At 69.4% G+C, this 14,143-nt stretch carries 15 protein-coding genes; 6 read left to right on the forward strand and 9 right to left on the reverse strand.

Annotated elements, in window-relative coordinates:
• Positions 1-35: 35 nt before the first annotated feature.
• Genes AC07VX_RS09515 through mltG form a run of 3 tightly spaced genes read right to left on the reverse strand, consistent with a single transcriptional unit; the run spans position 36 to position 2,643 of the window.
• Complete coding sequence (locus tag AC07VX_RS09515; RefSeq protein WP_493164458.1) at positions 36-1,040, reverse strand: DNA polymerase III delta subunit-related protein; 1,005 nt, start codon at positions 1,038-1,040, stop codon at positions 36-38.
• The gene (gene tmk / locus AC07VX_RS09520; protein ID WP_493164459.1) at positions 1,037-1,651 is read right to left on the reverse strand and encodes a dTMP kinase; all 615 of its coding nucleotides are present in this window, start codon (positions 1,649-1,651) and stop codon (positions 1,037-1,039) included. The genes AC07VX_RS09515 and tmk overlap by 4 nt, the downstream gene beginning before the upstream one ends.
• The gene (gene mltG, locus AC07VX_RS09525; protein ID WP_493164460.1) at positions 1,648-2,643 is read right to left on the reverse strand and encodes an endolytic transglycosylase MltG; all 996 of its coding nucleotides are present in this window, start codon (positions 2,641-2,643) and stop codon (positions 1,648-1,650) included. Before mltG ends, tmk begins: the two co-directional genes overlap by 4 nt.
• A 57-nt stretch (positions 2,644-2,700) precedes the next feature.
• On the opposite strand from mltG, the gene ygfZ reads away from it, so the two are divergent.
• Together ygfZ and AC07VX_RS09535 are read left to right on the forward strand one after the other, a co-directional pair.
• The gene (gene ygfZ, locus AC07VX_RS09530) at positions 2,701-3,579 is read left to right on the forward strand and encodes a CAF17-like 4Fe-4S cluster assembly/insertion protein YgfZ (protein WP_493164461.1); all 879 of its coding nucleotides are present in this window, start codon (positions 2,701-2,703) and stop codon (positions 3,577-3,579) included.
• Entirely contained in the window at positions 3,579-3,827 is a 249-nt protein-coding gene (locus AC07VX_RS09535; protein ID WP_493164462.1) for a DUF4936 family protein, read from the forward strand. Before ygfZ ends, AC07VX_RS09535 begins: the two co-directional genes overlap by 1 nt.
• Here AC07VX_RS09535 and AC07VX_RS09540 read toward each other — a convergent pair.
• Genes AC07VX_RS09540 through AC07VX_RS09550 form a run of 3 tightly spaced genes read right to left on the reverse strand, consistent with a single transcriptional unit; the run spans position 3,824 to position 7,310 of the window.
• The gene (locus AC07VX_RS09540) at positions 3,824-4,681 is read right to left on the reverse strand and encodes a YbgC/FadM family acyl-CoA thioesterase (RefSeq protein ID WP_493164463.1); all 858 of its coding nucleotides are present in this window, start codon (positions 4,679-4,681) and stop codon (positions 3,824-3,826) included. The genes AC07VX_RS09535 and AC07VX_RS09540 overlap by 4 nt on opposite strands.
• Positions 4,678-5,574 (reverse strand): alpha/beta hydrolase, encoded by an 897-nt coding sequence (locus AC07VX_RS09545; RefSeq protein ID WP_493164514.1) that lies wholly within the window; start codon positions 5,572-5,574, stop codon positions 4,678-4,680. The genes AC07VX_RS09540 and AC07VX_RS09545 overlap by 4 nt, the downstream gene beginning before the upstream one ends.
• Positions 5,575-5,603: 29 nt before the next feature.
• Positions 5,604-7,310, reverse strand: a complete 1,707-nt coding sequence (locus AC07VX_RS09550) for a S10 family peptidase (protein WP_493164464.1) — start codon at positions 7,308-7,310, stop codon at positions 5,604-5,606.
• A gap of 59 nt (positions 7,311-7,369) precedes the next feature.
• Here AC07VX_RS09550 and gbd point away from each other — a divergent pair, with 59 nt between their 5' ends.
• Both gbd and AC07VX_RS09560 read left to right on the forward strand, forming a co-directional pair.
• Positions 7,370-8,509: a 4-hydroxybutyrate dehydrogenase gene (gene gbd, locus AC07VX_RS09555; RefSeq protein ID WP_493164465.1), complete on the forward strand. Its 1,140-nt coding sequence runs from the start codon at positions 7,370-7,372 to the stop codon at positions 8,507-8,509.
• A gap of 144 nt (positions 8,510-8,653) precedes the next feature.
• Positions 8,654-10,204 carry a methyl-accepting chemotaxis protein gene (locus AC07VX_RS09560; RefSeq protein ID WP_493164466.1) on the forward strand — a complete coding sequence of 517 codons (1,551 nt, stop codon included), beginning with the start codon at positions 8,654-8,656 and terminating at the stop codon, positions 10,202-10,204.
• On the opposite strand, the gene AC07VX_RS09565 is transcribed toward AC07VX_RS09560, so the two are convergent.
• Positions 10,201-11,025 (reverse strand): UCP032817 domain-containing protein, encoded by an 825-nt coding sequence (locus AC07VX_RS09565; RefSeq protein WP_493164467.1) that lies wholly within the window; start codon positions 11,023-11,025, stop codon positions 10,201-10,203. The two genes, AC07VX_RS09560 and AC07VX_RS09565, sit on opposite strands and share 4 nt — an antisense overlap.
• A 112-nt stretch (positions 11,026-11,137) precedes the next feature.
• A complete protein-coding gene (gene aceA / locus AC07VX_RS09570; RefSeq protein ID WP_493164468.1) occupies positions 11,138-12,436 on the reverse strand; it encodes an isocitrate lyase in 1,299 nt (432 codons plus the stop codon).
• A gap of 272 nt (positions 12,437-12,708) precedes the next feature.
• Here aceA and AC07VX_RS09575 point away from each other — a divergent pair, with 272 nt between their 5' ends.
• Both AC07VX_RS09575 and AC07VX_RS09580 read left to right on the forward strand, forming a co-directional pair.
• Positions 12,709-13,260: a GNAT family N-acetyltransferase gene (locus AC07VX_RS09575; protein ID WP_493164469.1), complete on the forward strand. Its 552-nt coding sequence runs from the start codon at positions 12,709-12,711 to the stop codon at positions 13,258-13,260.
• 35 nt (positions 13,261-13,295) lie between these two features.
• The gene (locus tag AC07VX_RS09580) at positions 13,296-13,445 is read left to right on the forward strand and encodes a hypothetical protein (RefSeq protein ID WP_492695190.1); all 150 of its coding nucleotides are present in this window, start codon (positions 13,296-13,298) and stop codon (positions 13,443-13,445) included.
• 24 nt (positions 13,446-13,469) lie between these two features.
• Here AC07VX_RS09580 and AC07VX_RS09585 read toward each other — a convergent pair whose 3' ends face one another.
• The gene (locus AC07VX_RS09585; protein WP_493164470.1) at positions 13,470-14,072 is read right to left on the reverse strand and encodes a MarC family protein; all 603 of its coding nucleotides are present in this window, start codon (positions 14,070-14,072) and stop codon (positions 13,470-13,472) included.
• Positions 14,073-14,143: the final 71 nt, after the last annotated feature.

A 14,143-nucleotide genomic window follows, 5' to 3' on the forward strand; every position in this document is an offset into this window, starting at 1 on the left:
GCTTGGGATTGGCGTCGCTCATGGCCGGAGTGTATTCAGCGGGCGGCCGCTGCCATGGCAGTCCGGGCCTGCGCCACCAGCGCCTCGATCCACAGTCCCGCATTCAGCGGATGCTCGGCATGGCGGGCGGCGCGGCGCAATTCGGCATCCCAGCTCAGCAGGGGGCCGGCACGCCGGGGCGCAGGCAGGGAAGCAGCGGCGAAGAACTTGCCGGGCTGGCCGTGGGCGCGGCGCACGAGGTCGTGGCACAGGCGCTGCAGCGCATCGATGACCCGAGCCGGCGGCCAGTCGGAGAGCGCCGCAACCTCGCCGCGCGCGACGCGTTTCGGCATGGCCTGCCAGGCTGCATCCGTCAGTCCGGCGTTGAACCATTCCAGCGCCTGCTGGGGCCGGCCGCCAGTGGCATCCAGCAGCCCGGCGGCATCGGCCACGCCCTTGCTCGACAGCCACGCCAGCGCCGCGTCCCGCTCGGGCAGCGCCAGGGGCAGCGGCTGGCAGCGGCTGCGGATGGTGGGCAGCAGGCCCGCGCTGTCGTGGCTGGCCAGCACGAAGCGCAGCAGGCCGGCCGGCTCCTCCAGCGTCTTCAGCAGCGCATTGGCCGCCACGCCGTTCAGCGCCTCCGCAGGGAAGATGACTGCCACCTTGGCCCGGCCGCGTGCCGACGTCGCCTGAGCGAAGGCCAGCAGGCTGCGCACCGCCTCGACCTTGATCTCCTTGCTGGGCTTGGCCTTGCCGGCCTTGGGGGTATCCGGCTCCTCGAAGGGCAGGCCCAGGGATTCGCGCGCCGCGGCGTCCAGCGCCTCGGGAAGCAGCAGCTGGAAATCGGGGTGCGTGCCACTGGCGAAGAGCTTGCAGCTGGCGCATTGGCCGCAGGCGGGCTGGCCTTCGGTGCGCGCCTCGCAGAGCCAGCTCTGGGCGAGCTTGACGGCCAGCTCCAGCTGACCGACACCGGCCGGCCCCTGCACCAGCAGCGCATGCGAGCGCGCCCGCGCCAGCGCGTCTGACAGCGGTGCCTGCAGCCAGGGAAGATCGGCGTTCATGCCGGGTACCGTTCGGCGAGGACGGCCAGCACCTGCGCGCCGACCTGCTCCACCGTGCCGCTGGCGTCGATGCGCACGATGCGTTGCGGCGCCTCGGCAGCCCGATCCGCATAGCCGCCACGCACGCGCTCGAAGAAGTCCAGGTCCTGCTGTTCGATGCGGTCGGCCTCGCGGGCACCGGCGCGGCGGGCCGCGGCCTGTGCCGAGGGCAGGTCGAACCACAGCGTCAGCTCGGGCTCGGTGCCTTCCTGCACCCAGTCGGCCAGCGGCTCCAGCACGGATAACGGCAGGCCACGGCCGCCACCCTGGTAGGCGAAGCTGGCGTCGGTGAAGCGGTCGCAGAGCAAGGTCTTGCCGGCGGCGAGCGCGGGCTTGATGACGGCCTCGACATGGTCGCGGCGGCCCGCGAACATCAGCAGCACCTCGGTGAGCGAGCCCATGGGCTCCTTCAGCACGATGTCGCGCAGCGTTTCGGCCAGCGGCGTGCCGCCGGGCTCGCGGCTGAGCTGCACATCAGCGCCGCGCGCGCGGAACCAGTCGGCCACGGCCTGGATGTGAGTGGACTTGCCGGCACCGTCGATGCCTTCGAAAGAGATGAATCTGCCGGTCACTTGCCGCCGCGCTGGTATTTGTTGACCGCGCGATTGTGCGCGGCGAGGTCGTCGCTGAATTCGCTGCTGCCGTCACCCCGCGCAACAAAGTACACCGCCTTGATGGACGCCGGGTTCAGCGCCGCCTGCAGCGAGGCCGCGCCCGGCATGGCGATGGGCGTGGGCGGCAGGCCGCCGCGGGTGTAGGTGTTGAACGGCGTGTCGGCCAGCAGGTCGCGTTTGCGCAGGTTGCCGTCGAAGGCTTCGCCCAGGCCGTAGATGACGGTCGGGTCGGTCTGCAGCGGCATGCCCACGCGCAGGCGGTTCACGAACACGGCGGCGACCTTGCTGCGGTCGGCGGCCGCACCGGTCTCCTTCTCCACGATGGAGGCCAGGATCAGCGCCTCATCGGCCGACTTCAGCGGCAGGTTGGACGCCCGCTTGCTCCACGCCGCCGCGAGCCGCCCCTGCATCGCCGCGTGGGCGCGCTTGAGCACGGTCAGGTCACTGACGCCACGGCTGTAGGCGTAGGTGTCGGGAAAGAAGCGGCCCTCGGGCGCGACGCCAGGCTGGCCCAGCGCGGCCATGATGTCGGCGTCGCTCATTAGCGCCGTCCTCGGCTTGAGCGCCGGCGCGGCGGCCAGGGCCGCCCTCACCTGGCGCCAGTTCCAACCCTCGATGAGGCGCAGCTGCTCCATGACCTGGTCACCGCGCACCATCTTGTCCAGCAGTTCGCGCGGCGTGATGCCGGCATGCACCTCGTAGCTGCCGGCGCGGATCTGCTTGGCCTGGCCCGACCACTTGAACCATTGGTAGAGGAAGCGGGCATCGGTTTGCACCCCCGCCGCCGCCCAGGCACGGGCAACCTCGGCAGGGTTGGTGCCGGGCTCGATGGACAGCTCCACCGACGGCGCGGCGAGGGCCAGCGGGCTGCGCAACCAATGCCAGACGGCGCCCGCGGCCAGGCCGGCGATCAACAACAACGCGAGCAACGCTCGCAACAACCACTTCATGCCCCGTGATGTCCTGTGAATGGCCCGGTCAAAAGGGCGCCGATGATAATTCCGCCCATGTCTCCAACCTCCCAACTCCGCCTCAATGACTGGGGCGTCATCCGCGCCCAGGGCGCCGAAGCCGCCAGCTTCCTGCACGGCCAGCTGACCCAGGACTTCGCCCTGCTCGACCGCGACCACGCACGTCTGGCCGGCTTCTGCACGGCCAAGGGCCGGCTGCTGGCCACGATGGTCGGCTGGCGCGCCGGCGACGAGGAGATCCTGCTGGCCCTGCCGGCCGAGACCCTGGCCGCCACGCTGAAGCGCCTGTCGATGTTCGTGCTGCGTGCCAAGTGCAAGCTCACCGATGCCAGCAGCGAGTTCGCGGTCTACGGGCTGCTGGGCGCACCGGCCGGCGAGGCCTGGACGCTGGAGCGCGATGGCGACGCGGTGCGGATTGCCCTGCCCGGCGCGGGCCGCGCGCTGCGCATCCAGCCTGCCGATGCGGCCACGCCTGCGGGTGCCACGATGTCCGCAGGCGACTGGGCATGGGCCGAAGCCGAGGCCGGCATGGCCTGGGTGCGCGGAGCCACCGTCGAGGCCTTCGTGCCGCAGATGATCAACTTCGAGGTGCTGGGCGGCGTGAGCTTCAAGAAGGGCTGCTACCCCGGCCAGGAGATCGTCGCCCGCAGCCAGTACCGCGGCACGCTGAAGCGCCGGCTGCAGGTCTTCGAGACCGACGCGTCGGCCACCGTCGGCCAGGAGATCTTCCACAGCGCGGACCCTGATCAGCCGGCCGGCGTCGTCGCCGGCTGCGGCTCCAAGGACGGCAGCACGGCCATCGCTGCGGAGGTCAAGCTCGCGGCATTGGAAGGCGGCAGCCTGCATCTGGGCAGCGCCGGCGGCGCGACGCTGCTGGCGCGCCCCCTGCCCTACGAGATCCCGCCTCAAGACTGATGCAGCTCTACGTCTATTACCGCGTCGCCGACGAACACGTCGAGACGGCGCTCATCGCCTTTCGCAAGGCCCGCGTCGAAGCCCCCATCGAACTGCTGCAGCGCCCCGAGCCGGATGCCGACGGGCGCTGGACGTGGATGGAGATCTACCCTGAAGGCTGGACCCACCGCGAGCCGCAGGTGGCGCTGGCCATGGCGCAATGGCTGGCCAGCGAGCGCAAGGTCGAGCGCTTCGAGATGCTCGGCTAGAGGCCCCGCACCATCTCCACATGCCCGATGCCGGCCTCCTCGAAAGGCTGGCCACGCCGCTGGAACCCGGCGCGCAGGTAGAAGTTCTCCGCCGACAGCTGGGCATGCAGCAGCACCTCGCGGTAGCCCTGCTGCCTGGCTTCACCCATCAGCGCGTCCAGCACCTGGCGGCCGATCTGCGTGCCGCGCATCGGGCGCAGCACGGCCATGCGGCCGATCTTGGCCACGCCGGGCACATGCTCCAGCAATCGGCCCGTGGCCAGCGGCACGCCGAAGCGGTTGCGCGCCAGCGCGTGCAGGCAGCTGCTGTCGGCGCTGTCCCATTCCATGTCGGCCGGGATGTGCTGTTCCTCGATGAAGACCTGGCGGCGGATGGCCGTGGCCGCCTCGCCGAGTTCGCGCCATTTGCCCAACGCCACGTCGACGACGGGCTGGCCGGCCTCGAAGTCGAGGATGACGCGGCGCAGCGCGTCGGGCAGGCGTGCCGGCGTCTGCGTGCCGGGGTCGGCGAAGACGTAGATCATCTCGGCCTGCACCAGCATCTGCTCGCCGTGGAAGATGGCGCCGTCCACCATCATCGAGCTGTTGCCGAACTCGCGGCAGCGGATGCCGATGTCCAGGCGATCGTCGTAGCGGGCCGAGGCGCGGTAGTCCAGCGTCGCGCGGCGCACGAAGAGATCGCCGCCCAGGCTCTTCATGGTGTCAGCATACGGAATGGCCAGCGCCCGCCAGTAGCCGCTGATGGCGGTGTCCAGGTAGGTCAGGTAATGTCCGTTGAAGACGATGCCCTGGGCGTCAATTTCAGCCCAGCGCACGCGCAGGGGTTCGAGGTGGCGGAAGTCGGTGCGTTTCATGGTTTGAGATGCTCCCTGAGGGCCTCGGCGCAGGCGTTGAGCGCCGTCAACGCCTCGGGAATCTGACGGCCCATCTTGATGAAGTCGTGCGTTACGCCACGGTAGAGCTCCAGCTGCACATTGACGCCCGCGGCGCGCAGCGTGTCGGCGTAGGCGATTCCCTCATCCACCAGCGGGTCGCACTCGGCCAGCACGACGCACGCGGGCGCAAGGCCGGCATGGTCGTCCGCTTCCAGCGGCGCGAAGCGCCAGTCATGGCGCTGGCCGACATCGAGGTAGTGATCGAAGAACCAGGCGATGCTGGCCGCGTCGAGCAGGAAGCCGTTGGCGAAGAAGCGGTGCGAGGCGCTGTGGGGCTGGCTGGCGGTGCCCGGCGTGATGAGCAGTTGCAGCGCCAGCGGCAGGCCGCGGTCGCGGGCGAAGAACGCGGTGGTGGCGGCCAGCGTGCCGCCGGCACTGTCGCCGCCCACGGCCAGGCGGCTGCCGTCCAGGCCGAGGCTGTCGGCCTGCCGGTGCAGCCATTCGAGGCCGGCCCAGGCGTCGTCCACGGCCGCGGGGAAGCGGTGCTCGGGCGCGAGGCGGTAGTCCAACGCCAGCACGGCCGCGCCGCTGCGAGCGCTGAGCTGGCGGCACAGGCTGTCGTGGGTTTCGAGGTCGCCGATGGTGAAGCCGCCGCCGTGCAGATAGAGCAGCACGGGCAGGCGGCCGTCGCTGGAGGCGTAGAGGCGGGCCGGGCGGCCGGCGGCTTCGAGGTCTTCAACACGCGGCAGCGGGGCGCGCGGCAGGTCGAGGATCTCGGCGCCCATGCGGTAGGCGATGCGGGCCTCCCGCGGTGTGAGGCTGTGGAAGGGCGGGCGGTTGGCGCGGTGGATGCGTTCCAGCACGCCCGCCATGCGCGGGGTCAGGAGTCGGGTGGGCGGGGTCATGGGGCGCGCATTTTCTGGGACGGCGGGGGCACCCACGGATCGCGCAGCGGCGCCTGCAGGGCGAGTTCCTGCGTTTGTGGGACGCTGCCTGGCGCCTGAGGCGTGCCGGCACGGTCGACGGCGATGACGGGCCCGGCCTGCAGGGCGCGGCGCTCCGGCCCGAGGTCGGCCGCGGCGCGCAGCGCGAGCGTGCTGGCGTAGAAGGCCTTGAGGTCGGCCAGCTGGGCCGATCGCGTCGCGTCGTCCAGATAGCTCATATGGCCACCGGCGTAGTTGCGGATCTTCACGCGGCTGACATCGACGCGGGCCAGGTCGGCCTCTGTCAGATGGAAGGGTGTGGCGAGGTCGTGGTAGCCGCTGACCGCCAGCACCCGCAGGCGGGCGTTCTGAGCAAGCGCGGCAGACAGGTCCGGCAGCGTATCGGGCAGCGCACGGCCGTCGTGGCGGAAGTCCCAGAAGTTGACGGCGTTGCTGAGCACGACGTAGGTGGAGTTGTTGCGGTAGCCGAGCTGGTCGCGCAGATGGCTGGCGATGCCGGTGGCGAAGCTGTCGCTGATCCAGGTGCTGGAAACGTCGCCCTCGGCCGCGAGCGGGCTGCCGACGGGGGCCTTCATGCGGCCGTCGTAGCGCCCCAGCTGCTGACCCGGGACCAGGCCGATGCGGAAGCTGTCGGCCGGCACGTTGAGGCTGGCCTGCCACTGCGCCGCCGACAGACCGGTCAGGTCGGCCAGCGGCTGCCAGATGGCCGGCGCGGGCTGGCGGCTGGCGAGCCAGGCCTGCAGGGCGGGCGCGTAGACCTGGTCGGCATAGTTGCGCGCCTGGGTGGCCCAGGCGGCGAGGTCGGTGGGCACGGGCTGGGTCAGCCGGTGGAATGCGCCGACCGTGGCGAAGCTGGGCAGGTAGCCGCCGCAGCCTTGCGCCGAGGTGATGCCGCAGTTGCTGTTGTAGTCCATGGCCGGGGACTGCAGCACCAGGCCGTCGAGCATGACGCCGGCCTCCTGCAGCCGGCGCGCGAGCACCGCCGAGCGCGGGCCGCCATAGCTTTCGCCATAGAGGTATTTGGGCGAGGCGCCGCGGTTGTTGACGGCGAGCCAGCGCTGGATGAAGTCCCGGAACAGGGACGCATCGACGTCCACGCCCCAGAAGCTGCGGTTGGTGAAGGGGGCGATGGCCTGGGAGTAGCCGCTGCCGACGGCGTTGATGAAGACGAGGTCGGTCTGGCCCAGCAGATGCTCGGCGTTGTCGATCATGGGGAAGGGGCGCGCGGCCGTCGTATCGGGCGCGTTGGTCACCAGGCGTTTCGGCCCGAAGCTGCCCAGCTGCAGCCAGACCGAGGCCGAGCCCGGGCCGCCGTTGTAGAAGAAGGTGACCGGCCGCGTCGCCACGTCGGCGCCGGGCAGGGTGTAGGCGACGTAGAAGACCGAGGCCTCGGCCGCGCCGGTGGCATCGCGGGCGATCAGGTGGCCGGCGGTGGCGGTGTAGCCCAGCGTCTGGCCGTTGACCGTCAGCGTCTGGGTGCTGACGGCGGCCGCCTCGACGGCGCCGGGCAGCGCAGCGTCGGCGGCCGAGGAGTAGACGGTGGTGTCGGTGAGCCCAGGCTGGCTGTCGGCGGGCGCAGTTGGGGCAGGCGACGAGCCCCCTCCCCCGCCACCACAGGCAGCGAGCACGAAGCTGAGCAGCAGGGCCGGGCGAGTCGCACGCATGACGGTGAGTCTAGACACCCGGCACTACCATGCCCAAAGACATCGCGGAGACTTTGCCCATGGCCCAGATCCTCTACCTGACCCGGATCGAACTCGAGTTCGGCGCCAGCCGCCTGCTGCCGGCCGAGTGCGAGCGCATCGGCATCCGCCGCCCGCTCGTCGTGACCGATGCCGGCGTGCGCGCAGCCGGCGTGCTGAACGAGGCGCTGGCCGCCTTCACGCGCAAGCCGCCCGTCTTCGATCAGACGCCCGCCAACCCCACCGAGGCCGCCGTGCGCCTGGCCGTGGCGATGTGCCAGGCCGAGGGCTGCGACGGGTTGATCGCCATCGGCGGCGGCTCCAGCATGGACCTGGCCAAGGGCGTTGCCATTGCCGCCACGCACGAAGGGCCTCTGAAGCGCTGGGCCACCATCGAGGGCGGCGCCGTCAACATCAGCTCGCGCGTGCTGCCGCTGATCGCCGTGCCGACGACGGCGGGCACCGGCAGTGAGGTCGCCCGCGGCGCCATCATCATCGTGGACGACGGTCGCAAGCTGGGCTTCCACAACTGGGAGCTGCTGCCCAAGGCCGCCATCTGCGACCCGGCGCTGACGCTGAAGCTGCCGCCGGCGCTGACGGCCGCCACCGGCATGGACGCCATCGCCCACTGCATCGAGACCTTCCTCGCTCCGGCCTTCAACCCGCCGGCCGACGGCATCGCGCTGGAGGGACTGCGCCGCGGCTGGCAGAGCATCGAGCGCGCCACCCGCGACGGCCAGGACCGCGACGCGCGGATGGACATGATGTGCGCCAGCGTGCATGGGGCCATGGCCTTCCAGAAAGGCCTGGGCGCTGTCCACTCGCTCAGCCACGCGCTGGGCGGGCTGAACCCGCGCCTGCACCACGGCACGCTGAACGCGGTCTTTCTTCCGGCCGTCATCCGCTTCAACGCCGAGGCCGACAGCGTGAGACGCGACCATCGCATCGAGCGACTGGCGCAGGCCATGAATCTGGCCGGCAGCGACGCCGACGCGGTGGCGGACGCGATCACCGCCATGAACGCGCAGCTGGGCCTGCCGCCAGGCCTCGCGGCGATGGGGGTGGGGCCGGAGCTGGATGAGCGCATCATCGAGCGCGCGCTGGTGGATCATTGCCACAAGACCAACCCGCGCATCGCCACGCCGGACGAGTACCGCGCGCTGCTGGCGGCGTCGCGTTGAAACACCAGGGCTGCCCATCGTTTGCATCGCGGACAGCGTGATCGAAGTCCCAGTTTGCCCGCGACAGGCGGGCTGGCACGGCACTAGCATCGTCGGTTGCCCGGCGCGCCTGCGCCGCGCACTGACGCGTAGACCGGAGACATCATGATCAAGCTATCCATCGGCAAACGACTGGCAGCAGGCTTTGCGTTGGTACTGGCGCTGGCAGGCTGCGTGATCGCGCTGGCCTCGTGGCGGCTGGCGGCCACGGCCGCAGCCACGCGGCAGATGATGGCCGAACCCCTGGCCAAGGAAAGGCTGATCTCCGACTGGAGCCGCAACATCAACGCCGGCGTGCGACGCACGATCGCCATCGCCAAGAGCTCGGACACCTCGCTGGTGGCGCTGTTTGCCGAAGATCAGGCTCAGTCCACCAAGTCCTCCGGCGAAATGCAGGAGAAGCTCAAAGGCCTGGTCCGCTCGCCCGAGGAACAGGCGCTGTTCGACGCGGTGGGCAAGGCCAGGCAGGTCTACATCGCCTCCCGCGACGAAATCGTCAAGCTGAAGAAGGAGGGGCAGGCCGAGGCCGCCGACAAGCTGCTGACCGAGGTCTTCGTGCCGGGTTCCAAGGTCTATCTCGCGCGGATGCAGGAGTTCCTGGACCACCAGCGCACGGAGATGGACCAGACCGCCGCCGCCATCGACGCAGCCAACGGCAGCGGCCGACTGCTGCTGCTGGGCTTCGGCGTGGCCATGCTGGCCCTGGGCGTGGCCGCGGCGTGGCAGATCACGCGCAGCATCACCGTGCCGCTGGCCGCAGCCAACGAGCTGGCCGAGCGCGTGGCCGACGGCAACCTCATGCGCTCCGGCTCAGGGCTGGCCGCGCGCGCCGACGAGATCGGCCAGCTGCAGACGACACTGCGCCGCATGCGCGAGACGCTGGCCCAGACGATCGGCGGCATCCGCGACTCGGCCGAGTCCATCGCCACGGCCTCGAACGAGATCGCCAGCGGCAACCAGGACCTGAGCGCCCGCACCGAGAAGGCGGCCTCCAGCCTGGAGCAGACGGCCAGCGCGATGGAGCAGCTGACGGGCACCGTGCAGCACTCGGCGGCATCGGCCGGCCAGGCGAATTCACTCGCCGTGTCGGCCGCCAGCGTGGCTCAGCGCGGCGGCGAGGTGGTCGCCCAGGTCGTGCACACCATGGACGAGATCAACATCAGCTCGCGCAAGATCGCCGACATCATCGGTGTCATCGACGGCATTGCCTTCCAGACCAACATCCTGGCGCTGAACGCAGCCGTGGAAGCTGCTCGCGCCGGCGAGCAGGGCCGCGGCTTCGCGGTCGTGGCGGGCGAGGTGCGCTCGCTGGCCGGCCGCTCGGCGGACGCGGCCAAGGAGATCAAGAGCCTGATCGGCAGCAGCGTCGAGCGCGTGGAAGTCGGGTCGCGGCTTGTCGCCGAGGCAGGCAAGACGATGGAAGAGCTTGTCGGCGCCGTGCAGCGCGTCAAAGACATCATGAGCGAGATCACGACGGCGACGGCCGAGCAGTCCGACGGCATTGCCCAGGTCAACATCGCCATTGCCCAGCTCGACCAGGTCACGCAGCAGAATGCCGCGCTGGTGGAAGAGTCGACCGCAGCCGCCGAGAGCCTGCGCGAGCAGGCGACGACGCTGAACGGCGCGGTCGGCACGTTCCAGGTCGCGCGCCGCTAGTCGCCGCCCCCGCCCCCGCCGCAGCCGGACCCACAGCTGCTGCCGCCGCCATCCGAGCCGCCGTCGCAACTGCCTGCGTCCGAACTCCAGTCGCCGCCGCAGCTGCCGCCGCCGTCAGTGCTCTGGCGCCGGCGCATCGCCGTCAGCTCCGCCTCGCCGACAAGGCCGAGGGCCACCAGACCGGCGCCACCGATGGCGGCGTGCGCGACGACCTCCCCGCTCGGCTTGCCAAAGCCGTCGATCTGACGGTGCACCAACGTGCCTCGCTGGTGGCGGTAGGCCCAACCCGTGGGCAAGCGCAGCAGGCCATCCAGCGCGAACAACAGCGGCAGCCGCGGCCCGAGCGGGCTCAGGCCCTCGCTGCGGCAGGCATTTGTCCAGGTGCGGGCCAGGCACACGTCCAACGGTGCTCCGAGGGCCGCGGCCTCGCGGTGCTCGACCTCGCGGCCGAAATAGCGCTGCTGCCAGCTGGAGAGGCCGACCGGGTCGAGCTTGAGCCAGGCATGCCAGACCGAATCCGCCGCCCTGCTCGGCAGCGCGCAAGGCCCTTGCTCGCGCTGCAACCGGCAGGCCTCGAAGAACTGTGCGAGACCGAGCGAACAACGCAGCCAGGCGCCGTCGTCGACGGCCAGGCCGGGGAATTCCTCGGGAGCATGGTGCGCCCACGCGGCTCGCACGGCGGCCGGAATCTGCTCGGCCGCCACTGTGGCTGGCGGGCAGCGCCTGCGCAGCGAGACACGTTGGTTGATCTCTCGCTGCCGGGCCCACCAGGCACCGAACCGGCAGGCCAGGCTGAACTTTGTTGTTGTTGTGTTGTTCATGGCGCCAGTCTGTGACCCCAGTATGGCGCGCGCATGACGAAAAAAGGCCCGCCGAAGCGGGCCATGAAAGTCAGGAGTTGACGCTGACTGTGATTAACCGTGCGAGCAGCGATCAGCCGTGCTTGGCGTCGAAGAACTGCTCGTCTTCCGTCGAGCCCTTCAGCGCGGCCGTGGAGGCATTAGCCTCGATGGTCGTCGTGACGGCGTCGAAGTAGCCGGTGCCCACCTCGCGCTGGTGCTTGACGGCGGTGAAGCCCTTCTCGGCGGCGGCGAATTCGGCTTCCTGCAGCTCGACAAAGGCGCTCATCTGGTTGCGGGCATAGCCGTAGGCCAGGTTGAACATCGAGTAGTTCAGGCTGTGGAAGCCGGCCAGCGTGATGAACTGGAACTTGTAGCCCATGGCGCCCAGCTCGCGCTGGAACTTGGCGATGGTGGCGTCGTCCAGGTTCTTCTTCCAGTTGAAGGACGGCGAGCAGTTGTAGGCCAGCAGCTTGCCCGGGAACTTGGCGTGGATGGCGTCGGCGAAGGCCTTGGCGAAGGCCAGGTCGGGCTTGCCGGTCTCGCACCAGATCAGGTCAGCGTAGGGCGCGTAGGCCAGGCCGCGGCTGATGGCCTGGTCGAGGCCGTTCTTCGTGCGGTAGAAGCCCTCGACGGTGCGCTCGCCGGTGCAGAAGGGCTTGTCGTTGTCGTCGATGTCGCTGGTGACGAGGTCGCCGGCTTCGGCGTCGGTGCGGGCGACCAGCAGCGTGGGCGTGCCCATCACGTCGGCGGCCAGGCGGGCGGCGACGAGCTTGGCGACGGCTTCACGGGTGGGCACCAGCACCTTGCCGCCCATGTGGCCGCACTTCTTGGCGCTGGCCAGCTGATCTTCGAAGTGCACGCCGGCGGCGCCCGCTTCGATCATGGCCTTCATCAGCTCGAAGGCGTTCAGCACGCCGCCGAAGCCGGCTTCGGCGTCGGCCACGATGGGGGCGAAGAAGTCGATGTCGTCCTTGCCTTCGCTCCACTGGATCTGGTCGGCGCGGGCGAAGGTGGCGTTGATCTTCTTGACGACCTTGGGCACCGAGTCCACCGAGTACAGCGACTGGTCGGGATACATCTCGCCGTTGCTGTTGGCGTCACCCGCCACTTGCCATCCCGACAGGTAGATGGCCTTCAGGCCGGCCTTGACCTGCTGCATGGCCTGGTTGCCCGTCAGCGCGCCCAGCGCGTTGACGAAGGGCTCGGTGTTCACCAGGCCCCAGAGCTTCTCGGCGCCGCGCTTGGCCAGCGTGTGCTCGATGGCGATGCTGCCGCGCAGGCGCACGACGTCGGCGGCGGTGTAGCCGCGGGTGATGCCCTTCCAACGGGGGTTCTCGGCCCAGTCTTTTTCGAGGGCGGCGATCTGCTGGTCACGGGTGAGGCGGGTCATGTGAAAACTCCTTGCTGAACATCGAAAACCGATGGCTCAAGACTAGGGCCTCTTGAATGGCGACGCAAGCAAAAGTCTTATACAAGACAAAAAACTTTGTCATTACAAATCAATAGCTTATAAAGTTCATTTCAAATCACAAAACCACATTCTTCATAATGAGAAATCATGTGGCAGTGCAACATGAAGACATTTCACGATCTGAAAAGTGACTTTCGAATCGTGAGAATGCCCCCGCCAGAATCGCTGCATTACCTGCCCGCACCCCAGCCATGACCGTGCTGATCACACCCCGACTGCGTCTCGAACCCCTTGCCGACCACCATTTCGACGGCCTGCACCGGCTCAACAGCGACCCGGTCGTCATGCGCTACATCACCGGCCGTCCGGACACGCCGGCCGACACCCAATCCATGATCGACCGCGTGAAGGCGCGCTGGGCCGAGTTCGGCTACTCCTGGTGGGGCTTCATCCGCCAGGAGGACGGCCTGCTGATCGGCAGCGGCTGCATCCAGCACCTGAATCGCGACCCGGCCGGGCCGCTGGAGACCGGCTGGCGGCTACGCCAGGACGCCTGGGGCCAGGGCTATGCCAGCGAGGCGGCCCGACATATGGTGGGCTGGGCCTTCCGGACGATCAAGCCCGAATTGATCTGCGCCGTCTGCCGGCCGGAGAACACGCCCTCCTCCACGGTCATGGAGCGCCTGGGCATGACGTTCACCGGCACCGGCCGCTGGTATGACATGGATTGCAAGCGCTACGACGTCACGGCCGCGCAATGGCTCGAAAGCCCTGCAAAAGCGAAGTACGACGCTGAGGCATAGTTCGGTTTCTCGCAATCACTCTGCACGGAGGACCTATGGCCAACACCGAACAACGCGGCAACAAGATGACGAAGAAACCGAAGAAGGACGCCGGCCCCGGCAAGGCGGCGGGCTCGGATCGCCCGGTGGCGCCGATGACGGCCGTCATGCCCAAGGGCAAGGAAGCCAAGCTGAAGGGCAAGTAAGCCCTTCGCTGGCCGGCCGGCGGGTCACAAACCGCCGACGAAGTAGCGCTTCAGGCCGGCCAGCACCATCTCGACGGCGATCGCCGTCAGCACCAGACCCATCAGCTTCTCGATCGCCGAGACGACCGAATCGCCCAGCAGCTTGCGGATGCGGTCGGCCAGCACGAGCACGAGGCCCGACACCAGCATCGCGGCGCTCAGCGCGCCGATCCACTCGTAGATGCGGTCCGGCTGGCGCGAGGCCAGCAGCAGCACCGTCGCCATGGCCGACGGCCCGGCCAGCAGCGGCACGGCCAGCGGGAAGATCAGCGGCTCCTTGCCCGGCTCCAGCCCGTAGGCCGACTCGCCCGAGCTGCCGAAGATCATGCGGATGGCGATGATCACCAGGATGACGCCGCCGGCCACCTCCAGCGAGCGCTCCGACAGGTGCATCACCCGCAGAAAACCTTCGCCCAGGAACATGAAGGCGAACAGCACGCAGAAGGCGATGCCCACCTCGCGCATGGCCACGCGCGTGCGGCGCTCCTTGGGCACCGCACGCATGATGGGAATGAAGATGGGCAGGCTGCCGAGCGGGTCTAGCACCAGCAGCAGCAGGATCAGGGCGGAGAGGAAGCTGTGGTCCATCGGGCCATTGTCCCCGTCCTGCCCCCCTGATCGTCAGACGTGCCCGCGCGCGACGCGGCGGGCACCATGCA

The organism is Roseateles sp. GW821-FHT03B02 (genome assembly GCF_059421025.1).